General features: G+C 72.4%; 16 protein-coding genes and 3 tRNA genes. 8 read left to right on the top strand and 11 right to left on the bottom strand.

What is annotated here, in order from left to right; all coding sequences use genetic code 11:
• Positions 1-130: 130 nt before the first annotated feature.
• The 5 genes from ACIF6F_RS26510 to ACIF6F_RS26490 all read right to left on the bottom strand — a co-directional run bounded on the left by ACIF6F_RS26510 (position 131) and on the right by ACIF6F_RS26490 (position 3298).
• On the bottom strand, positions 131-1909 hold the full coding sequence (locus ACIF6F_RS26510; RefSeq protein WP_399951463.1) for a hypothetical protein: 1779 nt from the start codon (positions 1907-1909) through the stop codon (positions 131-133).
• 64 nt (positions 1910-1973) lie between these two features.
• A complete protein-coding gene (locus tag ACIF6F_RS26505; protein ID WP_399952046.1) occupies positions 1974-2468 on the bottom strand; it encodes a Uma2 family endonuclease in 495 nt (164 codons plus the stop codon).
• Between the two features lie 416 nt (positions 2469-2884).
• Positions 2885-2958 (bottom strand) — tRNA-Ile (locus ACIF6F_RS26500).
• Positions 2959-3147: 189 nt separating this feature from the next.
• Positions 3148-3220, bottom strand: a tRNA-Asn gene (locus ACIF6F_RS26495).
• A 5-nt stretch (positions 3221-3225) separates the two neighbouring features.
• Positions 3226-3298 (bottom strand) — tRNA-Asn (locus tag ACIF6F_RS26490).
• Between the two features lie 194 nt (positions 3299-3492).
• Here ACIF6F_RS26490 and ACIF6F_RS26485 point away from each other — a divergent pair.
• The 4 genes from ACIF6F_RS26485 to ACIF6F_RS26470 all read left to right on the top strand — a co-directional run bounded on the left by ACIF6F_RS26485 (position 3493) and on the right by ACIF6F_RS26470 (position 9096).
• Positions 3493-3768, top strand: a complete 276-nt coding sequence (locus ACIF6F_RS26485) for a YtxH domain-containing protein (protein ID WP_399951460.1) — start codon at positions 3493-3495, stop codon at positions 3766-3768.
• Between the two features lie 67 nt (positions 3769-3835).
• Positions 3836-5275, top strand: coding sequence for an FGGY family carbohydrate kinase (locus tag ACIF6F_RS26480; protein ID WP_399951457.1), 1440 nt, complete (start codon positions 3836-3838; stop codon positions 5273-5275).
• A gap of 168 nt (positions 5276-5443) precedes the next feature.
• Entirely contained in the window at positions 5444-7177 is a 1734-nt protein-coding gene (locus ACIF6F_RS26475; protein ID WP_399951453.1) for an ABC transporter ATP-binding protein, read from the top strand.
• Positions 7174-9096: an ABC transporter ATP-binding protein gene (locus ACIF6F_RS26470; RefSeq protein ID WP_399951449.1), complete on the top strand. Its 1923-nt coding sequence runs from the start codon at positions 7174-7176 to the stop codon at positions 9094-9096. Before ACIF6F_RS26475 ends, ACIF6F_RS26470 begins: the two co-directional genes overlap by 4 nt.
• A 101-nt stretch (positions 9097-9197) precedes the next feature.
• Here the strand turns inward: ACIF6F_RS26470 and ACIF6F_RS26465 are convergent, their stop codons facing one another.
• A complete protein-coding gene (locus tag ACIF6F_RS26465; RefSeq protein ID WP_399951446.1) occupies positions 9198-10028 on the bottom strand; it encodes a TetR/AcrR family transcriptional regulator in 831 nt (276 codons plus the stop codon).
• A gap of 167 nt (positions 10029-10195) precedes the next feature.
• On the opposite strand from ACIF6F_RS26465, the gene ACIF6F_RS26460 reads away from it, so the two are divergent.
• Positions 10196-11695, top strand: a complete 1500-nt coding sequence (locus ACIF6F_RS26460; RefSeq protein ID WP_399951442.1) for an MFS transporter — start codon at positions 10196-10198, stop codon at positions 11693-11695.
• A 99-nt stretch (positions 11696-11794) separates the two neighbouring features.
• Here ACIF6F_RS26460 and ACIF6F_RS26455 read toward each other — a convergent pair whose 3' ends face one another.
• From ACIF6F_RS26455 to ACIF6F_RS26435, 5 genes are all read right to left on the bottom strand, one after another.
• Positions 11795-12937, bottom strand: a complete 1143-nt coding sequence (locus ACIF6F_RS26455; RefSeq protein ID WP_399952044.1) for an RNA polymerase sigma factor — start codon at positions 12935-12937, stop codon at positions 11795-11797.
• 257 nt (positions 12938-13194) lie between these two features.
• Positions 13195-15093, bottom strand: a complete 1899-nt coding sequence (gene dnaG / locus ACIF6F_RS26450) for a DNA primase (protein WP_399951438.1) — start codon at positions 15091-15093, stop codon at positions 13195-13197.
• 34 nt (positions 15094-15127) lie between these two features.
• Positions 15128-16417 (bottom strand): NAD(P)/FAD-dependent oxidoreductase, encoded by a 1290-nt coding sequence (locus tag ACIF6F_RS26445; protein ID WP_399951434.1) that lies wholly within the window; start codon positions 16415-16417, stop codon positions 15128-15130.
• Positions 16418-16524: 107 nt separating this feature from the next.
• Positions 16525-17862 (bottom strand): deoxyguanosinetriphosphate triphosphohydrolase, encoded by a 1338-nt coding sequence (locus ACIF6F_RS26440; RefSeq protein ID WP_399951431.1) that lies wholly within the window; start codon positions 17860-17862, stop codon positions 16525-16527.
• A gap of 91 nt (positions 17863-17953) precedes the next feature.
• Positions 17954-18679 carry a sirohydrochlorin chelatase gene (locus tag ACIF6F_RS26435; RefSeq protein ID WP_399951428.1) on the bottom strand — a complete coding sequence of 242 codons (726 nt, stop codon included), beginning with the start codon at positions 18677-18679 and terminating at the stop codon, positions 17954-17956.
• Positions 18680-19038: 359 nt separating this feature from the next.
• Here ACIF6F_RS26435 and ACIF6F_RS26430 point away from each other — a divergent pair, with 359 nt between their 5' ends.
• The 3 genes from ACIF6F_RS26430 (at position 19039) to ACIF6F_RS26420 (ending at position 20996) form a co-directional block, all read left to right on the top strand.
• Entirely contained in the window at positions 19039-19692 is a 654-nt protein-coding gene (locus ACIF6F_RS26430) for a vancomycin high temperature exclusion protein (RefSeq protein WP_399951425.1), read from the top strand.
• 45 nt (positions 19693-19737) lie between these two features.
• Positions 19738-20511, top strand: a complete 774-nt coding sequence (locus tag ACIF6F_RS26425; protein WP_399951421.1) for a glucose 1-dehydrogenase — start codon at positions 19738-19740, stop codon at positions 20509-20511.
• 80 nt (positions 20512-20591) lie between these two features.
• Positions 20592-20996: a hypothetical protein gene (locus ACIF6F_RS26420; protein WP_399951418.1), complete on the top strand. Its 405-nt coding sequence runs from the start codon at positions 20592-20594 to the stop codon at positions 20994-20996.
• Positions 20997-21669: the final 673 nt, after the last annotated feature.

Below are 21669 nucleotides of genomic sequence, written 5' to 3'. Positions count from 1 at the left end.
AGGCCGCCGCCTTGGGCCCCGACCGGGATGACGCCCCGGCCCTGCTCCACGAGATCCGCTGCCCCACCCCGACCGGCCGGAACCGTCGCCCTCCTCGCCGCCGCCCTGCCAAGTCCTCTCCCGAGGAAAGTCACTCCTCCGGAACGTCCTCCGTGTCGCCTGTCTCCTCGACGGGCGGGGCGAGGAAGAGGGTGCCGATCCTGTCGAGGATCCAGGTTCCGCTGTTCAGCGTCGTGCCGTCGATCGTCACCGGGTGCACGAGCATCGGAGTAGCGGCGATGACGGCGAGAACGGCTTCCCGCACTCCGATGACCGGGGCCAGACGTCCGTAGAGCCGGAGGAGCTGCCCCGCTCCCCGCGCGAGGATCCTGCCCTCGTAGTGCCACTCCGGGGAGTCCTCCCGCTCGTCCGCAAGGACGCTGAGGCCGGCGGCGACGAGGTGCGGATCCCATGCGTCGGGCCGGGAATTCAGCCAGGCGACCGTGGCCGCCAGTTCGTCGCCGCCCGCTGGGGCCGCCCCTCTCGGAGCGACGACGGGCTCCGGCAGCGCTTCCCTGAGCTGCGGGAGACTCGTCTCGATCGGGTCACTGTCGAGGATGTTGTAGAACAGGGCCCGCGTCATGGCTGCAGGCCCTTGCCCCGTGATCGCGGTGAAGGACTTCAGCTCCCAGCCAGGGTCGGCGGTCGCCCGCTGCGCATCGGTCTCGAACCGGTTGACGGCGTGCGTGGTCATGTGGGCGCGTGGAGCCCGGGGATTCTTCTGTGCCGCCTCCGCCGCCGCGCGGGTGGCACGCCAAACGAGGTTGTAGATCTCACCGATCGGCCTGATCTCGGCCACCTTGTACGCGGCTTCGGAGAGCCGGGCAGCGTGGTTCTCGGGTACGGCGGGCAGGTTGAGGTCCTCCAGCCGGTTGGTGAAGTAGCGGAGCGCCTCCTCGGCGATGAGCTCCCGGGCGACGGCCAGCAGATCCTCCTGACGGCCTTCGGTCATCCCGGCGGGCGCCAGAGCGGCGGTGAGATGGGCGTCGAGCTCCTCGACGGCCTTGCCCGCGCTCGTACCGTGGGGTGCGTAGTAGTGGGCGGCCAGCGGGTAGAAGCTGCCGGGCAGATGGGGCGTGCCGATGGCGTCCAGATCGCCCTCGGCCTCGCGCAGGGCTTCTTCGAAGGTCGCCGGCTCCCAGACAAATGCGGTCACGGGACTGGAGGCATGGATCCTCAGGAGGTCGGCCCGGATCAGCGTTCCGAGGAGCGAGCCGGTCTTGCTGTTGTCCGGATACAGCGGGTCCGGCCAGGACCCGACACCCGCGATGGGTGAAGTCGACGGGGCGTAGCGCAACAAGGCCAGCGCGCCGACCATCTCGCGCACCCCCGAGGCCGGCATCTCCCCATTCGAGGGGAAGACGGCGGCGTACTCCTCGGCAATGGCTTCCCGCTGGAGCCGATTCCAGCGTGCGTGGGCGGAGTCGACGGCGTTCCGCTCTTCGGCTTTGGCTCTGGCGGCTTCGCGCTTGGCCTTCCGCGCAGGATCGATGATGAGACGCACCGCAGCCGTCAGCGACTCGTTGCAGTCCACGCACGCAGGGTCGTACCCCTCGCAAACCTGCTGGAAGGCTGCTCGGGAAGTGAGGCTGAGCGGGCCCCCGCACTGCGAGCACAGTCTTCCGGCCACCACCGCCCGGACACCAGCCGCGGCAACGGCGTAGATCTGGTGCCCCCAGCCGACGGTGTCAATGTCCTTGACCTTCTCGCACCAGACCGGAGTCCCGAGCTCGGGCGCAAAACCGGCGAGCGCCCAATACCGCTCCCCGATCACCACCAGCTCGGCGTCGACTCCCTCCAGGGGTACGACCGCCGGAATCAGTTGAACAAGATCATCGACAGTGGGTCGCGGCCCGGAATCGTCACTCACGCTCCGCACTCTAATGACCACCGCTGACACACCAGCTTCCTCCCGGCCACCAGTAGCCGGCCCGTCAGCGCGCGCCGGTCTCCGGTTCGGGTCGGGGCAGCTCGTCCAGGTCGAGAGTGAAGGTGCGGCCGGCGGCCAGATCGATGGGGAGCTTGCCGGTGCCGTACTTGTGCGTGTGCGCCGCGATGTGGCCGGTTCCGGTGGGCTGCGTGTGAACGACGACCTCCGCGGCATACGGGTCCACCACCACGTGGACGGGGATGCCGTAGCAGCCGTACTGGGCGGTGGAGTCGTCGTAGTCCTTGCGGGCCGAGGAGACGGACACCACCTCCGCGATCAGCAGGACGTCCTCGAAGCTGTAGCGCTTGCCCCGCTTCTGTGCGTCCTCGCGCAGGATGGCGAGATCGGGGGCGGAGTTCTCACCGGCCGGGAACTCGACGTACACGTCGGAGGTCACCTTCGCGTGACGTCCCATGGAGCGGATCGTGCTGGAGTGCTCCAGGCTCTGCAGGGTCGTGATCACCTTCGCAGCGGCTCCTTCCGTCGTGGGTGCCGCCAGGCTTCAGGTGGCCAGCGGCCGACGCGGTCGCCGACCGTCCAGGGCGCGCCGTGGCCGACGGCGCCGGCGGCGCCGGCGAGGCGCGGCCTGCGCGGCCCGGCGTGTCCCGCGCCCGCGGATCTCAGGCGACTCCGCCCGCCTGCGCCCCGCCATCTCCGTGGGCCTGCTGCAGGCCCTCCCACACCCGCCAGGCGGACTCGGCGGGCGCCACGTGATCAAGCTGTCGTCTCCACGCGCCGAGGTGCGTCCGGAGACGGTGTCCGAGACCCTCCAGCGAATCTTGGCGAGCACCGATCTGCCGCCGCTCGCGCATCACTCACGCACGAGGGGGTAAACGACAAGGTGCCCCGACCCGGCGAGACCGGGCGGGGCACCAAGGTGGCTGGCCAGAACGTTTCTGCTGACCAGCTTTGCGGTGGGGCGGGTGGGACTCGAACCCACGGCCGACGGATTATGAGTCCGCTGCTCTAACCGGCTGAGCTACCGCCCCTTGCGGCGCGTCGCGCACATTTGTGCGCGCCGTCTGCCGCAGCATAGCCGCTCATACGATCTCCTGCTCCGGATGCCTCGCATGATCGGCTTCGCCTGCCCAAGGAGACCGCGTTCAGCGCCGCCCGGTTCCACTTCGGCACGGGAAACAGAAAAAGAGGGCCCATCAGGGGGCCCTCTTCTTCGATCGCTCCCCCGGCTGGACTCGAACCAGCAACCCTCCGGTTAACAGCCGAATGCTCTGCCAATTGAGCTACAGGGGATCGCGCTCCCCCGACTGGACTCGAACCAGTAACCTGCCGGTTAACAGCCGGCTGCTCTGCCAATTGAGCTACAGGGGATTGCTGCGTGTGCCCCGAACAGTCCCACCACCAGCCTTGCTGGGGGGCGGGCGCCCGTTGCGAGACATACATTAGCGCAAGCAGGGGGGTGCTCCGCCAATCGGTATCGCCCCGGGTGATCACGGCCCCCGACGGGTAGGCGGCCGGGCACCGACGCAGCACGCACGCAGCAGCGATGCAGAAGGGTGGCAGGCATGCGTTACAAGCTCACGTTCGTCGCCGGACTGGCCCTCGGTTACGTGCTCGGCACGGCCGCCGGGCGGGAGCGGTACGAGCAGCTGAAGAAGTCCGCTCGCGGGATCGCCCAGAACCCCGCCGTGCGCAACGCCGCCGAGACGGCCGCGCACACGGGCCGCCAGTACGCCGGCAAGGCCTTCGTCGCCGTCGGGGAGCACCTCCCCGAGCGGCTGCGGGTCCACCACAACGGCTCGTCCGCCACCGAGGACGACTGGGGCACCAGCAACACCTAGGTTCGGGCGGCGATCTTGACGTACCGGCGGGGCCCCACGCGCCCCGCGGTGCGGCAGAATCGTGGGCATGGGGATAGTCGCCGGGCTGGACAGCTCTTCCGCCTTCACTCGCATCGTCGTCTGTGACACCGACACCGGTGCCGTGCTGCGCCAGGGGTACGCCCCCCATCCGCAGCCCGCGGGCGAGAGCAAGCCCACCGAGACCGACCCGCAGTCCTGGCTGCTCTCCCTCGGCGAGGCCGCCGGGGGAGGGCTCCTGGAGGGCGTCCAGGCGATCGGCGTCTCCGCGCAGCAGCACGGCCTGCTGCTCCTCGACGCCGGCGGCGCCCTCGTCCGGCCCGCCCTGGTCGGCAACGACAAGCGCGCCCAGGTGGCCGCCGCCGACCTCATCGAGGAGCTGGGCGGCCGGCAGGCCTGGGCCGAGGCCGTGGGCTGCGTCCCCCAGTCGGCCCAGCCGGTCGCCAAGCTCCGCTGGCTGGCCCGCACGGAGCCCGAGGCCGCCCGCCGCACGGCCGTGGTGATGCAGCCGCACGACTGGCTGGTCTGGCAGCTGCTGGGCCGGCCGGCCCGGCGCACCACCGACCGCGGCGCGGCCTCCGGCACCGGCTACTGGTCCCCCGCGCACAACACCTACCGCCCCGACCTCGTCGAACTGGCCCTGGGCCAGCGGGCGGTGCTGCCCGAGGTGCTCGGCCCCGCCGACGCCGCCGGCACCACGCCCGAGGGCCTGCTGATCTCCGCCGGTACGGGCGAGACGCAGGCCGCCGCCCTCGGCCTCGGGCTGGCTCCGGGCGACGCGGTGGTCTCCCTGGGCGCCTCCGGTTCGGTGATGGCCGTCCACCACGAGCCCCTCTTCGAACCCGGCGGCACGATCACCTCGCTGGCCGACGCGACCGGCATGCACCTGCCGGTGGTGTACACCTCCAACGCGGTACGGGCCCTGCGCGGCACCGCCGAGCTGCTGGGCACCGACCTGGAGGGGCTGAGCGCGCTGGCCCTGAAGTCGACGCCGGGCGCCCACGGCCTCGTACTCCTGCCGTACCTGGAGGGCGAGCGGACGCCGAACCTGCCGCACAGCGCGGGCACCCTCACCGGCCTGCGGCGCGACTCGATGAAGCCCGAGCACCTGGCGCGGGCGGCCTTCGAGGGCATGCTGTGCGGGCTCGTGGACGCCCTGGACGTGCTGCGCGGGCGCGGCGTCGAGATCCGGCGGGTCTTCCTGCTGGGCGCGGCGGCCGAGCTGCCGGCCGTACAGGCGGCCGCACCGGGGCTGTTCGGCACCCAGGTCGTCGTACCGCAGCCCGCGGACTACGCGGCCCTGGGCGCCGCCCGCCAGGCCGCCTGGGCCCTCGGCGTGCAGCAGGGCTCGCTCGCCCCGCACAGCCCGCCGGCGTGGCAGGGCGCGGTGGCCCAGGTCTTCGAGCCGGGCGACGAGCTGGCGGCCGGCCAGGCCGTGCGCCAGCAGTACGCGGCCACGCGGGAGCAGATCCACCCCGGCGCCTTCTGAGACCGCGGCCCCCGCGGGCCCCGGCCCCGCCCCCTCCGGCCGCCGCCCTACGACCCGGAGGGCGGCGGCTACTCCTTTTGACCGGCCTTTGCGAAAACCGGTGGGTCGCGGCGGGGCCGGTGCCGGAAGATGGGGTGACCCCCGATCTTGCCGACCCGGAGCCTGCGCGTGCTCATACGACTTCTGCGGACCCATCTGGGTCCGTACCGGAAACCGATCGCCCTGCTGGTCCTGCTCCAGCTGCTGCAGACCAGCGCCACCCTCTACCTGCCCACGCTGAACGCCGACATCATCGACAACGGTGTCATCGAGGGCGACACCGGCTACATCCTCGGCTTCGGCGCCCTGATGCTCGGCGTCAGCCTCGTGCAGCTGGTGTGCAACGTCGGAGCCGTCTACTACGGCGCGCGGACGGCGGCGGCCCTCGGCCGGGACGTGCGCGCCGCGGTGTTCGACCGGGTGCAGAGCTTCTCCGCGCGCGAGCTCGGCCAGTTCGGGGCGCCCTCGCTGATCACCCGCACCACGAACGACGTCCAGCAGGTCCAGATGCTGGTGCTGATGACGTTCACGCTGATGGTCTCCGCGCCGATCATGTGCGTGGGCGGCATCGTCATGGCGCTCTCGCTGGACGTGAAGCTGTCCGGCGTGCTGCTCGGCGTCGTGCCCGTGCTCGGCATCGCGGTCGGCTCGATCGTCTGGAAGACGCAGCCGCTGTTCCGGCAGATGCAGAAGCGCCTCGACACGGTCAACCGGGTGCTGCGCGAGCAGATCTCCGGCAACCGGGTGATCCGCGCGTTCGTCCGGGACGGCTACGAGGAGGAGCGCTTCCGGAAGGCCAACACCGAGCTGACCGACGTGTCCCTCTCGGCCGGCCGCCTGATGGCGCTGATGTTCCCCACCGTGATCATCGTGATCAACTTCTCCAGCGTCGCGGTCATCTGGTTCGGCGCGATGCGCATCGACAGCGGCGGCATGGAGATCGGCGCGCTGACCGCCTTCCTCGCCTACCTGCTGCAGATCGTCATGTCCGTGATGATGGCCACCTTCATGTTCATGATGGTGCCGCGCGCGGCGGTCTGCGCCGAGCGCATCCAGGAGGTCCTCGCCACCGAGACCTCCGTGGTGCCCCCGGCCGAGCCGGTGCGCGAGCTGGCCCGCCGCGGCTCGCTGGAACTGCGCGGGGCGGACTTCCGCTACCCGGGCGCCGAGGCCTCCGTCCTGGTCGGCGTCGACCTGGTGGCGCGGCCCGGCGAGACGACCGCGATCATCGGGTCCACGGGCAGCGGCAAGTCCACGCTGCTGGGGCTCGTACCGCGGCTGTTCGACGCGACCGGCGGCGAGGTGCTCGTCAACGGCGAGGACGTCCGCCGGATCGACCCCGAGCTGCTGGCCGGCACCGTGGGCATGGTGCCGCAGAAGCCGTACCTGTTCTCCGGGACCGTGGCGACCAACCTGCGCTACGGGCGGCCCGACGCGACCGACGAGGAGCTGTGGCGGGCCCTGGAGGTCGCCCAGGCCAGGGAGTTCGTGGAGGCCCTGGAGGGCGGCCTGGACGCGCCCGTCACGCAGGGCGGTACGAACGTCTCCGGCGGCCAGCGCCAGCGCCTGGCCATCGCGCGCACCCTGGTGCAGCGCCCGGAGATCTACCTCTTCGACGACTCGTTCTCGGCACTCGACTACGCCACGGACGCCGCACTGCGCGCCGCCCTGGCCCGCGAGACCGAGGACGCGACCGTCGTCATCGTCGCGCAGCGCGTGTCCACGATCCGCGACGCCGACCGGATCCTGGTCCTCGACGAGGGCCAGGTCGTGGGTGTCGGCCGGCACCACGAGCTGATGGCGGACAACGAGACCTACCGGGAGATCGTGCTCTCCCAGCTGACGGAGGCGGAAGCCGCATGAGCGGGCCCGGCGGACGGATGATGATGGGGCCGGCCCAGCGGTCCATGGACTTCAAGGGGTCCGGCAAGCGGCTGCTGCGCCAGCTCGCCCAGGACAAGGCCAAGCTGTGGGGCATGGTCGTCGCGGTCTTCGGCAGCGTCGTGGCCACCGTGATCGGCCCGAAGATCCTCGGCAAGGCCACCGACCTGGTGTTCGCCGGGATCGTGGGCCGCCGGATGCCGGCCGGCCTGACCAAGGAGCAGGCCCTGGAGGGCCTGCGCGCCAAGGGTGAGGGCGGCACGGCCGACATGCTCTCGGGGACGGACTTCACCCCGGGCGAGGGCATCGACTTCGGTGCGGTCGGTCAGGTGTGCGTGCTCGCACTGGTGGTGTTCGCGGCGTCCGGCCTGCTGATGCTGGTGGCCACGCGGCTGTCCAACCACGTGATGAACGGCATGGTCTACCGGATGCGGGAGGAGCTCCAGGCGAAGCTGTCGCGGCTCCCGCTGTCGTACTTCGACCAGCAGAAGCGCGGCGAGGTGCTCAGCCGGGCGACCAACGACATCGACAACATCGGGCAGACCCTGCAGCAGACCATGGGCCAGCTGCTGAACTCGCTGCTGACGATCGTCGGCGTGCTGGCGATGATGTTCTGGATCTCGCCGCTGCTCGCGCTGGTGGCGCTGGTGACCGTGCCCGTCTCGATCGTGATCGCGACGAAGATCGGCAAGAAGTCGCAGCCGCAGTTCGTGGAGCAGTGGAAGACCACGGGCAAGCTGAACGCCCACATCGAGGAGATGTACTCGGGCCACACGCTGGTCAAGGTCTTCGGCCGCCAGAAGGAGTCCGCGGAGACCTTCGCCGAGCAGAACGACGCGCTGTACCGGGCCTCCTTCCGGGCGCAGTTCGTCAGCGGCATCATGCAGCCGGTGATGATGTTCGTCTCGAACATCAACTACGTGCTGGTGGCGGTGGTCGGCGGTCTGCGGGTGGCGTCGGGCACCCTCTCGATCGGCGACGTGCAGGCGTTCATCCAATACTCGCGTCAGTTCTCGATGCCGCTGACGCAGGTCGCGTCGATGGCGAACCTGGTGCAGTCGGGCGTGGCCTCCGCGGAGCGGGTGTACGAACTCCTCGACGCGGACGAGCAGGAGCCGGACCCCGAGGTGGCGGAGCGTCCGGAGGAGCTGCGCGGTCAGGTGACCTTCGACAAGGTGGCCTTCCGCTACGTGCCGGACAAGCCGCTCATCGAGGACCTCTCGCTGACGGTCGACCCGGGCCACACCGTGGCCATCGTGGGTCCCACGGGCGCCGGCAAGACCACGCTGGTCAACCTGCTGATGCGGTTCTACGAGGTGACCGGCGGCCGGATCGCGCTGGACGGGGTGGACATCGCCAAGATGACCCGCGAGGAGCTGCGCGCCGGCATCGGGATGGTCCTCCAGGACACCTGGCTCTTCGGCGGCACCATCGCGGAGAACATCGCGTACGGCGCGGCGCGTGAGGTGAGCCGGGCCGAGATCGAGGCGGCGGCGCGGGCCGCGCACGCGGACCGGTTCATCCGGACCCTGCCCGACGGCTACGACACGGTGCTGGACGACGAGGGCCAGGGCGTCAGCGCGGGCGAGAAGCAGCTGATCACCATCGCGCGGGCGTTCCTGTCTGACCCGGTGATCCTGGTGCTCGACGAGGCGACGAGCTCGGTCGACACCCGTACGGAGGTGCTGATCCAGAAGGCGATGGCCCGGCTGGCGCACGGCCGGACGTCCTTCGTGATCGCGCACCGCCTCTCCACGATCCGGGACGCGGACGTGATCCTGGTGATGGAGGACGGCTCGATCGTGGAGCAGGGCACGCACGAGGAGCTGCTGGCGGCGGGCGGCGCGTACGCGCGGCTGTACGCGGCCCAGTTCGCGCAGGCGGTCGCCGAGGTCGACTGAGGCGTACGCGCCTGCCGCCTGCTCGTACGCCGCCGGGCCCGGCCCCCCTCGTGGGACCGGGCCCGGCGGCGTTTCCGGAGGCTGCCTGGTCCCCGCCGGAGTCAGCGCGGCAGGCGCAGGGCCAGCCCGTCGAGGACGACCTCCATGCCGTACGCGAACTTCGCGTCCCGGAATGCCTCGGGCGACTCGGGGGCGCCGGCCGGGGAGGCGGGGGCGGCGGCCGGGGAGGCGGGGGCGGCGGCCGGGGAGGCGGGGGCGGCGGCCGGGGAGGCGGGGGTGTCCGCCTCCCCGCCGACGAGCCGGGCGGCGGCCTCGCCGTAGGCCTCGTAGAGGTGCTCGTGGCCCGCGGCGGCCTGCTGGGCGGCCGGCATGAGGCGCGCGATGAAGGCGGCCTCGGTCACGCCGGTGCGCGCGACGGTGGTCAGCCAGGCGGCCTCGGTGGTGCTCATGCCGATGACGTACGAGAACACGGTGTCGATGGCGCGGCTGGGCTCGGGGAGGCCGACGGCCGTGAAGAGGGCGGCGAGCCGCTCGGAGTACGCCATGAGGTTGGGGCCGAGGTAGGCGAGGCCGGCCTGGCCGAGGACCGAGGACAGCCACGGGTGCCGGAGGGCCGTCGCGCGGAAGGAGCTCGCGGCGGCGGTGACGTCCGCGCGCCAGTCGGGGCCCGCGTCGGGGACGTGGACCTCGGCGCAGACCTCGTCCACGGCGAGCTCCATCAGTTCGTCCTTGGTGGCGACGTGCCGGTAGAGGGAGGTCGCGCCGGCGTTCAGGCGGGCGGCCAGCTTGCGCATGCTGAGGGCTTCGATGCCGTCGGCGTCCAGCATGGCGATGGCCTCGCGGACGATCGCGGCCCGGCTGAGCGCGGGCTGGTCCGCCTCGCGCTGTCCGCGGGCCCATACGGACGGGATCGGCTTCGTCTTCTCGGCCATCGGGCTCGCTCCTCCACCTGCCACTGCCGGCCACCGCCGGGTGTGCGTACACCGTTCGCATCGAGCGTACAGGAATCCAATCTTGCGAACACTGTTCCGCTGTGCGTACAGTGTTCGCACCGCAGGAACAGTGTTCGCAGGCAAGGCGAGAGCCGAGAGGAAACCCCATGGAAAGCCGCAATCCACGCCGCTGGTGGATCCTGGTCGTGCTCTGCCTGAGCACCCTGGTCCTGGTCGTCGACAACATGGCGCTGACCGTTGCGGTCCCCGCGATGATCGAGGACATCGGCGCGTCGGCCCAGGACACCCAGTGGATCCTGGACTCCTACATCCTGGTCTTCGCCGGTCTCCTGCTCACCTCCGGCAGCCTCGGCGACCGGTTCGGCCGCCGCCGGATCATGGTCCTCGGCCTGCTGCTCTTCGGCGCCGCCTCACTGGCCGCGACCTTCTGCACCACCCCGGGCGAGGTCATCGCCGTACGCACCGCGATGGGCGTCGGCGGAGCGCTGATCATGCCCTCGACCCTGTCGATCCTCATCACCGTCTTCGACGAGGACGAGCGCCCCAAGGCGATGGCGGCCTGGGGCTCGGTCTCGATGCTCGGCCTGGTCGGCAGCCCGGTCCTGGGCGGCGTGCTGATCGACCGCTTCTCCTGGCACTCGATCTTCTTCATCAACGTGCCGGTCGTGGTGCTCGCCGTCGTCGCCGCCCTGACCCTGATGCCGGAGTCCAAGGCCCCCTGGCAGAAGCCCGACCCGCTCGGCGCGGTGCTGTCGGCGGCCGGCATGACCGCCCTCGTCTGGTGGATCATCGAGATCCCGCAGCACGGGGCGTTCGGCGGCCGCTCCACGGTCACGCTGGCGGTCGCGGTCCTCGCCCTGGCCGGGTTCGTGGTCTGGGAGAACGTCACCGCCGCGCCGATGGTCCCGCTGGTCCTCTTCAAGCACCGCAACTTCAGCGGCGGTTCGCTCTCCCTGGCCCTGGTCCAGATCGGCAACGGCGGTCTGCTGCTGGTCCTCACCCAGTACCTGCAGTCGGTGCTCGGCTACTCGCCCGTGAAGGCCGGGCTGGCGTTCACGCCGCTCGCCGTGGCCGCCCTGGTCGGCAACGGCGTGGGTGCCAAGCTCGCCCAGAAGGCCGGACACCGCTACCTGATCCTGGCCGGCATGGTCCTGATGGCCGGTTCGTTCGCCCTGCTGACCACCGTCTCCGCCGACTCCGGCTTCGCCGTACCGGCCGTCGCCCTCGGCCTGCTCGGCCTCGGTGCCGGCCTGGCCATGCCGGCCGCCGTCGGCGCCCTGATGGGCACCATCCCGGCCGACAAGGCGGGCGTCGGCTCGGCCCTGAACGACACCATCCAGCAAGCCGGTACGGCGCTGGGCATCGCGATCCTCGGCTCGCTGCTGACCAGCACCTTCGCCCGGGAGATGCCGGCCGGGGCGCCCGAGCAGGCCAAGCAGTCCATCGCCGGCGCGCTGGCCGCCGCCCAGGGCGACGCCGGGCTGGTCCGGGCCGCCCGGGAGGCGTTCACCGCCTCGATGTCGACGACCTTCACCATCAGCGCGATCGGCGTCCTCGCGGCGGCCCTGCTGGCCACCGCGGTGATGCGGGACAGGAAGGCCGAGCCCGTCGCGGAGACCGAGCCGGAGCACGTGCCGGCCGCCTGAACCGCGGCTCGGGCCGGGCCCGCAGCACCGTACGCCCCACGGCTGAGGCCGGCACCCCCCTCGGGGTGCCGGCCTCGTCCCCGTACGCGCGGGGGCCGGTCAGTCCAGGTAGCCGCGGAGCTGGTCCGCGAAGGCGTGGTCGCGGAGCTTGTTGAGGGTCTTGGACTCGATCTGGCGGATCCGCTCACGCGTGACGCCGAAGATCCGGCCGATCTCCTCCAGCGTCCGGGGACGGCCGTCCATCAGCCCGTACCGCAACTGCACGACCTTCCGCTCGCGTTCGCCGAGCGTGGAGAGCACGGCCTCCAGGTGCTCGCGCAGCAGGAAGAAGGCCGCGGACTCCACCGGGGAGGTGGCGTCGCCGTCCTCGATCAGGTCGCCGAGCGCCACGTCGTCCTCCTCCCCCACGGGCGCGTGCAGCGAGACCGGCTCCTGGGCCAGCCGCAGCACCTCGCTCACCCGCTCGGGAGAGAGCTCCAGGTGGTTCGCGACCTCCTCGGCCGTGGGCTCGTACCCGCGCTCCTGGAGCATCCGGCGCTGCACCCGGACCACGCGGTTGATCAGCTCCACGACGTGCACCGGGACGCGGATCGTGCGCGCCTGGTCGGCCAGGGCGCGGGACATGGCCTGGCGGATCCACCAGGTCGCGTACGTCGAGAACTTGTAGCCGCGGGCGTAGTCGAACTTCTCCACGGCCCTGATCAGCCCGAGGTTGCCCTCCTGGACCAGGTCCAGCATGGTCAGGCCGCGGCCGACGTACCGCTTGGCGACGGAGACCACGAGCCGCAGGTTCGCCTCGATCAGGCGCCGCTTGGCCATCCGGCCCATCACGACCAGCCGGTCGAGGTCGACGGCGAGCTGGGAGTCGAGGTCGGGGGTGCTGCCGAGCTTCTCCTCGGCGAAGAGCCCCGCCTCGACGCGGCGGGCGAGCTCCACCTCCTCGGCCGCGGTGAGCAGGGGTATCCGGCCTATCTCGCGCAGGTACTGCCGGAACAGGTCCGAGGACGGGCCCCCGGACTCCACCACCTTGCGCGGCAGCGGGATCTCTGCGGCCTCCGCCTCCGGCTCGGTGTCGGCCTCGGTGTCGACTTCGGCCTCGGCCTCGGCCTCGGGTACGGCGCCGGGCTCCGGCGGCCCTGCCTCCAGCGCGGGCCCGTCGGCCTCCGGCCCGTCCGCCTCCGGCCCCTCCTCGGGCCCGCCCGCGAGTCCGGCCCCGGGCGCGGCCTCGCGGTGCTCCTCCACCCGGGTGTCCGGGGTCACGGCTTCGGTCAGGGTCTGGGTCTGCACGGGGGCGACCTCCTGGGCTCCGAGGACTCAGGCACCGCAACTCAGTGTGGAGTACGACACATCACCGCCACGAGGGGCGTGCGGGCACTTTTTGAGTCCGGTGCGTGACCGGATGGTTACCCCCCGCCGGGATTCCCGAAGCCGCCCGCACGTACGTACGGAAGGGGCGGCGGGGTGGGGGGGCGTCCCGGGGACCGGCCCGCGGGGGCCGCCTAGAGGGCCGCCGCGCCGTTGTTGCGCAGGGACTGGCGGTACTGCTGGAGCACCCAGAGTTCCTGCTGGAGCGCCGTGACCTGCTCGGCCGGGGCGTGGCTGGCCAGCCGGGCCATCGCGCCCTGGACCTCCTGGAAGCGGCGGTCGACCGCGCGCAGCCGTACCTGGACGAGCTGTTCGCCCGCGTACGCCTCGTCCGGGGCCTTGTGCCGGATGGCCTCCACGGCCAGTTCGGTGACCAGGGCGCGGACCGTGTCGTTCGGCGCCGCGTCGCGGACCCGGGCGAGGTAGTCCTCGCCGGACGACACCACGCCGCCGGCCTCGGCGATGGCCTGGCGGACCGTCGCGTAGGGCGGTGCGGTGAACTCGTCGACCCCGTACGCGTCGAAGGTCGGCGAGACGAGCTCGGGACGCTGGAGGGCGAGCTTGAGGAGCTCCCGCTCGGTGAGGTGGACGGGGTTGCGGAGGTTCAGCGCCGGTCCGGCCGGCTGGGCCGCGGGCGCCGGCACCTGCTCGTACGGCCGGGGGCGCTGCTGCGGCCGGTCCGGCTGCTTGCCGCGCTCGCGCGCCCAGCGGGCCAGCTGGGCCACCCGCTTGACCACGAACTGCTCGTCGCGCACGCCCAGCATCCCGGCCAGCTGCACGGCGGACTCGTGCTGGATCGCGATGTTCTTGATGTTGGCGACCACCGGCGCGGCCTCGTCCAGCGCGGCCGCCCGGCCCGCCGGGTTGTCGAGATTGTGGCGGGAGACGATGTGCCGCAGCGCGAACTCGAACAGCGGGGTGCGGGACCCGACCAGGTCCTGCACCGCCTCGTCACCCTTCGCGAGGCGCAGCTCGCACGGGTCCATGCCGCCCGGCGTGATCGCGATGGAGGTCTCCGCGGCGAACTTCTGGTCGTCCTCGAAGGCGCGCAGGGCGGCCTTCTGGCCGGCTGCGTCGCCGTCGAACGTGAAGATCACCTCGGCGGTGGCGTTGTCCATCAGCAGGCGGCGCAGGATCTTGATGTGGTCGCCACCGAAGGCCGTGCCACAGGTCGCGATCGCCGTGGTCACCCCGGCGAGGTGGCAGGCCATCACGTCCGTGTAGCCCTCGACCACGACGGCCGTGGAGGTCTTCGCGATCTCCTTCTTGGCCAGGTCGATGCCGTAGAGGACCTGGGACTTCTTGTAGATCGCCGTCTCGGGGGTGTTCAGGTACTTCGGGCCGTTGTCGTCGTCGCGCAGCTTGCGCGCGCCGAACCCGACGACCTCCCCGGTGATGTCGCGGATCGGCCACATCAGCCGGCCCCGGAAGCGGTCGATGGGCTTGCCGCTGCGGCTGTCCTGGGCCAGACCGGACAGCAGGAGCTCCTTGTCGCTGAAGCCCTTGCCGCGCAGGAAGCGGGTGAGGTGGTCCCAGCCCGCGGGGCTGTAGCCGACGCCGAAGTGCGCGGCCGCCCCCTGGTCGAACCCGCGGCCGGCCAGGAACTTCCGGGCGATCTCCGCCTCGGGGCTCTCCAGCTGGCCGACGTAGAACTCCGCCGCGGCCTTGTGCGCCTCGACGAGCCGGATCCGCTCGCCGCGGCCGCTCTGGCCGGGGGTGTAGCCGCCCTCCTCGTACCGGAGGGTGATGCCGGCCTGGCCGGCGAGCCGCTCCACCGCCTCCGAGAACGAGAGGTGGTCGATCTTCATGATGAAGTCGAGGGTGTCCCCGCCCGCCTGGCAGCCGAAGCAGTGGTACAGGCCCTTGCTCGGACTGACCTGGAAGGACGGGGACTTCTCGTCGTGGAAGGGGCAGAGGCCCTTGAGGTTGCCGCCGCCGGCGTTCCGCAGCTGGAGGTACTCGGACACCACGGCGTCGATCGGGACCGCGTCCCGTACCGCCTTCACGTCGTCGTCGTTGATCCTGCCTGCCACGCGTGAAGTCTACGGCCGGGGCGCTCCGATCCCGTCAGCCGGTCGCCTCCCGCCCCTCCTGCGCCTCCAGCAGCGAGGCGAGCGGCACCGAGGGATCGGCCAGCGCCTCCCCGCCGGGCCGCGCACCCGTCCTGATCAGGGCCTGGATGGACTCGGTGACGTCCCACACGTTCATGTTGAGGCCGGCGATCACGCGCCCCTCGGCCAGCCAGAAGGCGATGAACTCGCGCTTGGCCACGTCGCCGCGGATCACCACCTCGTCGTACGAGCCGGGCGGCGCGTACCCCGAGTACTCCATGCCCATGTCGTACTGGTCCGAGAAGAAGTACGGCACCCGGTCGTACGCGACCTCCTGGCCCAGCATGGCCCGGGCGGCGGCCGGGCCGCCGTTGAGCGCGTTGGCCCAGTGCTCCACCCGCAGGCGGTGGCCGAGCAGCGGGTGCTGGGCGGCGGCCACGTCACCGGCCGCGAACACGTCCGGGTCGGAGGTGCGCAGGCTCGCGTCCACCGCGATGCCCCCGCCGTCCGCGCGGTCGGCCAGCACCAGGCCGGCCGCCTCGGCGAGGGCGGTGCGCGGGGCCGCGCCGATGGCGGCCAGCACGGCGTGGGCCGGGTGCTCGTCGCCGTCCGCGGTGCGGGCGGCCAGCACCATGCCGTCCTGGCCGACGATCTCCGCCAGGCGGGCGCCGAAGCGGAAGCGGACACCGTGCTCGGTGTGCAGGTCGGTGAAGATCCGGCCCAGCTCGGGGCCGAGCACCGCGTGCAGCGGGGTGGGCTCCGGCTCGATCACGGTGACCTCGGCGCCGTAGCCGCGGGCGGCGGCGGCCACCTCCAGGCCGATCCAGCCCGCGCCGGCGATCACCAGGTGGCCGTTGTCGCGGCCCAGCGTCACCAGGACCCGGCGCAGCCGCTCGGCATGGGCCAGGCGGCGCAGGTGGTGCACCCCGGCCAGGTCGGTGCCGGGGATGTCGAGGCGGCGCGGCTCGGCGCCGGTGGCCAGCAGCAGCCGGTCGTACGGGACGACGGTGCCGTCACCCAGCTCCACGGTCTTTGCCGCGCGGTCCAGGCGCACGGCCGGCTGGCCGAGGTGCAGCTCGACGTCGGAGCGGGCGTACCAGGCCGGCTCGTGGACGAAGACGCTGTCGCGCTCCTCCTTGCCGGTCAGATAGCCCTTGGACAGGGGCGGCCGTTCGTACGGATGGTCGCGCTCGTCGCAGATGAGGATCACCCTCCCGGTGAACCCCTCGGCCCGCAGCGTCTCTGCCGCCTTGGCCCCGGCCAGTCCCCCGCCGACGATGACGAACGTCCGGTGTGCGTCGACCACCTGATGCCTCCTCATAACCTCCGCGCCATGACCTCGTCGCCACGGGCGGCCACATGCGAGCGTCCCGCACCGAGCCTGCCTCGGGAAGAGGGAGTGGCCCGATCAGCTCACCCGCGGCGCGTCGTGAGCCGGGCGTGCAGGGACCGGGCCGAGGCGTCGGTGAGGGAGGCGATCTGGTCGACGACCACCCGTTTGCGCGCCCGGTCGTCGGGGGCCGCGTCGAAGAGCGCCCGGAACTGCGGGTCGAGGCCCTCGGGGGCGCGGACGCTGAGCGCCTCGGCCAGTTCCGCCAGGACGATGCGCTGGTCGGCGCGGAGCCGCTCCTGTTCGTCGCGCTGCATCACGTACAGGTCGGCTACGGCCTTGAGCACGGCGCATTCGTTCCGCGTGGCGCGCGGGACGACCAGTTCCGCCGCGTACCGGGTGAGCCGGCCGGAGCCGTACGCCTCGCGGGTCGCGCCCTCGGCGGCGAGGCAGAAGCGGCCGATGAGCTGGCTGGTGGCGTCCTTCAGGCGGGCCTGGGCGACGGCCGAGCCGTCGTACCCGTGCGGCCACCAGTCCTCCTCCATCAGGCGGTCGAGCGCCTCCCGCAGCTCCTCGGGGTCGGTGTCCGCGGGGACGTACCGGCCGATGGCCACGTCCCAGATGGCGCGGCGCTCGGGCTCGGCGAAGAGGAGGTTGGGGTCGAGGTGGCCGGCGTGGAGGCCGTCCTCGAAGTCGTGCACGGAGTACGCGACGTCGTCGGACCAGTCCATGACCTGGGCCTCGAAGCACTTGCGGTCGGCGGGTGCGCCCTGCCGCAGCCAGTGGAAGACCGGCAGGTCGTCCGCATACACCCCGAACTTCACGGAGGTCGGGTCGGCGGGGTGGCCGCCGCGCGGCCAGGGGTACTTGGTGGCCGCGTCGAGGGCGGCACGGGTGAGGTTGAGGCCGACGCTGGCCGGCTCGCCGGTGCGCGGGTCGGCGACGAACCGCTTGGGTTCGAGGCGGGTGAGCAGGCGCAGCGACTGGGCGTTGCCCTCGAAGCCGCCGCAGTCCTTGGCGAAGTCGTTGAGCACCTCCTCGCCGTTGTGCCCGAAGGGCGGGTGGCCCATGTCGTGGGCCAGGCAGGCGGTCTCGACGAGGTCGGGGTCGCAGCCGAGGGCGGCGCCGAGCTCCCGGCCGACCTGGGCGCACTCCAGGGAGTGGGTCAGCCGGGTGCGGGGGCTGGCGTCCCAGTCCTGGGAGCTGGTCCCGGGCGTGACCACCTGCGTCTTGCCGGCGAGGCGGCGCAGCGCGGCGGAGTGCAGCACGCGGGCGCGGTCGCGCTGGAAGGCGGTGCGGCCGGGGCGTTTGTCGGGCTCGGCGGCCCAGCGCTCGGTGGCCGACGGGTCGTACCCGGGAGTGGCCGGGTCGTACCCGGCTTCGGACGGGTCGTACGAGGGGGCGGGTGCGGTGCCTTCCATGTCTCGACGTTAACCGGACGGACCGACAATCCGGAGGTCATCCGGCGGCCGGCGGGAGTTCGGCCGGCATGGGGCCGGGGGCGGAGGGGCTTCAGGCCGTGGCGAGTTCGCGGCCGGCGGGGCGGTAAGGCTGCGCGCAGGCCTGGTCGTAGCGGTGCAGCACCAGGCGCGCGAGGGCCGGGTGGTCGCCCAGCGGCTCGGCGGCGAGGCCGGGCGCGGCGGCCGCGCTCTGGGTGGCGAAGCGGCCGGGGGCGGTGAAGTACGCGGCGAGGGCGGGGCGGTGGTGGCCGCGGGCTGCGAGGGCGCGCGCCGCGGCGGGGACCGTGGGCGCCGCGGCGGAGGCGTAGGCCGGTACGACGGGGACACCGCCGAGGCGCTCGGAGAGCTGCGCGGCGGTGGCGCGGGCGTCGGCGGCGGAGCGGGGGTCGAGGGAGCCCGCGCCGGCCAGCACGACGGCCGTGCCGGGGGCCCAGCCGGCCTCGGCGAGCCGGTCGCGGAGTGCCTCGACGAGGAGGGGGTGCGGGCCGAGCGGGGCGGCGACGCGGGTGCGCAGGTGGGCGGCGCCGGCCGCGGCGCGGGGGAGGTCGTGGGTGACGTGGTGGCCGCGGCCGAGGAGGAGCGGTACGAGGACCGCTTCCCCTCCCTCGTGCAGGGCGTCCAGCGTGTCGGTGAGGAGGGGGGCGGTCAGCTCGATGTGGCCGAGGCGGACAGGGAGGCCGGGGCGCAGCTCGCGGACGCGGCCGAGGAGTGCCTCGACGGTGGAGAGGGCACGTGGGTCCCGGCTGCCGTGGGCCACGAGGACGAGGGTGGGGGGCATGCGCGCGCTCCGGAGGGCCGGGCCCCCGGCGGGCGCAGGCCGCTGAGCTGGGTACCGAGCTGCACGGCGACGCGGCCGAGCAGCTCGGCCGCGCTGCCGAGGGGCGGGGACAGGGATTCGGGAGGGTGCACCGGCTCCGTCATGGACCGATCCTGGCGGGCGGAGATTGCCGGGGCGTTGCGTGGTGGTGACGGGTGTTTTCCGGTCGCTCACCCGGCCGTTCCCCCCACTGAAAGGAACATCCGTACGAGTGAATCCCCGCCGGCCCGGGGAACCCCCGGTCGCCACCCGCACGTCTGATCTTGCGAGGGGCCGCCACCGGGGCGCGCCCGGGGGCTGGCGGAAAACGGGGGGTCGGGATGAGCCGGGCATGGCGACGGCGGACGGTCCAGGCGGTGATGGCGTTGTGCGTGCTGGCGCTGCTGCCCTCGACCTGGACCCACGTGACCGCGGGGGACCGGCTGCGCGGCACCGCCGACGCACCCGCCTCGGACGTGGCGGTGGTCTTCGGGGCCGGGCTCTGGCGGGGCAGGCCCACGCCGTACCTCGCGCACCGGCTGGACGCGGCGGCCGAGCTGTACCGCGCGGGGCGGGTCAAGGTCGTGCTGGTCACGGGCGACAACAGCCGCGTGGAATACGACGAGCCGGACGCGATGCGGGCCTACCTGACGGGGCATGGCGTGCCGGACGACCGGATCGTCAGCGACTACGCGGGCTTCGACACCTGGGACTCGTGCGTGCGGGCCAAGAAGATCTTCGGGGTGGAGCGGGCGGTCCTGGTGAGCCAGGGCTTCCACATACGCCGGGCGGTCGCGCTGTGCCAGGCCGCGGGCATCGACTCGTACGGGGTGGGCGTGGCCGCTGTGCACGACGCGACCTGGTACTACGGCGGGGTCCGCGAGGTGTTCGCCTCCGGCAAGGCCGCACTGGACGCCGCCTTCAAGCCCGACCCGCACTTCCTCGGCCCGAGGGAGAAGGGGGTGTCCCAGGCCCTGGCCGCTCTGCCAGACTGACCCGCCAGCCATATGACGAACAGTCATAACGATGGACGGAGCCCCATGACGAAGACCGCGGACCTGACGGACAAGGTCGTGCTGATCACCGGCGGTGCCCGGGGACTCGGCGCGGCGGCGGCGCAGTCCGTCGTGGACGGCGGCGGACGGGTGCTGATCACCGACGTGCTGGAGGACGAGGGCGAGGCCACGGCGGCGGAGCTGGGGGACGCGGCGCGGTTCCTGCGCCACGACGTGACCAGCGAGGCCGACTGGCAGGCGGCCGTGGAGTACGCGGTCGCGGAGTTCGGCCGACTGGACGGCCTGGTCAACAACGCGGGCATAGCCACCGGCCAACTGCTGGAACACGAACCGGTGGACCACTTCCGCCGCGTGGTCGAAGTCAACCTGGTCGGCGTCTTCATCGGCATCAGGACAGCCATCCCCCACCTCCGGGCCGCGGGCGGCGGTTCGATCGTGAACATCTCGTCGGCCGCCGGTCTCACGGGCCTGGCGCTCACCGCCGGGTACGGCGCCTCGAAGTGGGGGGTGCGGGGCCTGTCGAAGATCGGGGCGGTGGAGCTGGCGGAGGCCCGGATCCGCGTGAACTCGGTCCATCCCGGCATGACGCTCACCCCGATGACGGCGCCGGTGGGCATCCAGGCCGGCGAGGGCGGCTACCCCCGCACCCCGATGGGCCGCGTCGCCGTCCCGGAGGAGATCGGCCCGGCGGTCGCGTTCCTCCTGTCCGACGCCGCCTCGTACATCACGGGCGCCGAACTGGCGGTGGACGGCGGCTGGACGGCCGGCCTGACGGTGGGCTACCTGCGGGGCGAATGACCCGTGCGGGCCCCGCTTGACGGGCGGCGGCACCGGGCGTAGTCCGGAAGAGGGGACCCATCCTAAGGAGGCGTCCCATCATGCTCGGCGAACTCATCGGCGAGGAGCAGGGCGAGGTCACCGGCAGGCGCGTCCTGTCCACCGACGGCGGCCACCCCATCATCGAGGCCTCGTTCCAGGCATCCGGCACGCTCCTGGGCGCCGGGGTCCAGGACATGGGCACGTACGAGTCGGTCATGCGCGCCGACGGCACCCTCTTCGGCGAAGGCCAGGGCGTGGTCATGACCGAGTCCGGCGACACCCTCACCTGGCACGGCTCCGGCGTGGGCCACCTGGGCGAGGGCGGCGCGGTCAGCTGGCGCGGCGCGATCTTCTACGACTCGCCGAACGGCAAGCACGACCGCCTGACCGGCATAGCGGCCGTCTTCGAATTCGAAACGGACGCAGCGGGCAAGGCCTCGGCAAAGCTCTACGAATGGAAGTAACCCACCCACCGCCCCGAAGCCCCCCACGCAGCGAACCGCAGCCCCAAAGCGCGGGGCCCAGCACCCGAGGCAGGGCTCGGATCCGGCACGAATCGGCTATCGGCACGGGGGGAAGGGCGCCGCTGCCTCCCGGCACGAGCGACTCGGCACCTGCCGGGCCGTGAGGTCCGCTGAGCGGAACTGTCGACAGGTGATCTGCGGGCCCAAACGCCGGCAGGGCTCGGACCGGTCTGAAACGCCCCCCGCATGACGAAAAGCACGCCGCAACCTCCCGGCACGAGCAAATCGGCACCTCCCGGGCCGTGAGATCCGCTGAGCGGAACTGTGGGCAGGTGATCCGCGGGCCCAGACGCCCGGAGGGTTCGGACCGGCCTGAATCAGCCCCCGGCACGGGGAAAACCATGCCGCGCCCTCCCGGCACCAGCGAATCGGCGTCTCCCCGGCCGAGAGGTCCGCTGAGCGGAATTGTCGACAGGTCATCCGCGGGTGCAGACGCCGGCAGGGCTCGGACCGGCCGCTTTGGGAGCGCCTGCGGCCTGTTCAGCCCCGGGCGGCCTGTCGGCCGCTGAGACGGCCGAAGCGCGTAGCGATCTGTGGCGGCTTATGAAGGGGCCCTGGCGGCCCGGAGGCCGCCGGGCCGGCCGGTGGGCCTACGGACGCTGACGCGTCCGCC

Source organism: Streptomyces sp. NPDC086023 (assembly GCF_044540325.1).
In the GTDB taxonomy this organism is placed as follows: domain Bacteria; phylum Actinomycetota; class Actinomycetes; order Streptomycetales; family Streptomycetaceae; genus Streptomyces.
Note: the sequence above shows the minus strand (reverse complement) of the source record. Positions and strands in the feature narration are given on the sequence as shown.

Bases quoted from the DNA above. Each gene is read 5' to 3' on its own strand.
- ACIF6F_RS26425 (WP_399951421.1), top strand. From the start codon at position 19,738: ATGACGAAGACCGCGGACCTGACGGACAAGGTCGTGCTGATCACCGGC.
- ACIF6F_RS26460 (WP_399951442.1), top strand. From the start codon at position 10,196: ATGGAAAGCCGCAATCCACGCCGCTGGTGGATCCTGGTCGTGCTCTGC.
- ACIF6F_RS26435 (WP_399951428.1), bottom strand. From the start codon at position 18,679: ATGCCCCCCACCCTCGTCCTCGTGGCCCACGGCAGCCGGGACCCACGT.
- ACIF6F_RS26485 (WP_399951460.1), top strand. From the start codon at position 3,493: ATGCGTTACAAGCTCACGTTCGTCGCCGGACTGGCCCTCGGTTACGTG.
- ACIF6F_RS26430 (WP_399951425.1), top strand. From the start codon at position 19,039: ATGAGCCGGGCATGGCGACGGCGGACGGTCCAGGCGGTGATGGCGTTG.
- ACIF6F_RS26440 (WP_399951431.1), bottom strand. From the start codon at position 17,862: ATGGAAGGCACCGCACCCGCCCCCTCGTACGACCCGTCCGAAGCCGGG.
- ACIF6F_RS26480 (WP_399951457.1), top strand. From the start codon at position 3,836: ATGGGGATAGTCGCCGGGCTGGACAGCTCTTCCGCCTTCACTCGCATC.
- ACIF6F_RS26420 (WP_399951418.1), top strand. From the start codon at position 20,592: ATGCTCGGCGAACTCATCGGCGAGGAGCAGGGCGAGGTCACCGGCAGG.
- ACIF6F_RS26465 (WP_399951446.1), bottom strand. From the start codon at position 10,028: ATGGCCGAGAAGACGAAGCCGATCCCGTCCGTATGGGCCCGCGGACAG.
- ACIF6F_RS26470 (WP_399951449.1), top strand. From the start codon at position 7,174: ATGAGCGGGCCCGGCGGACGGATGATGATGGGGCCGGCCCAGCGGTCC.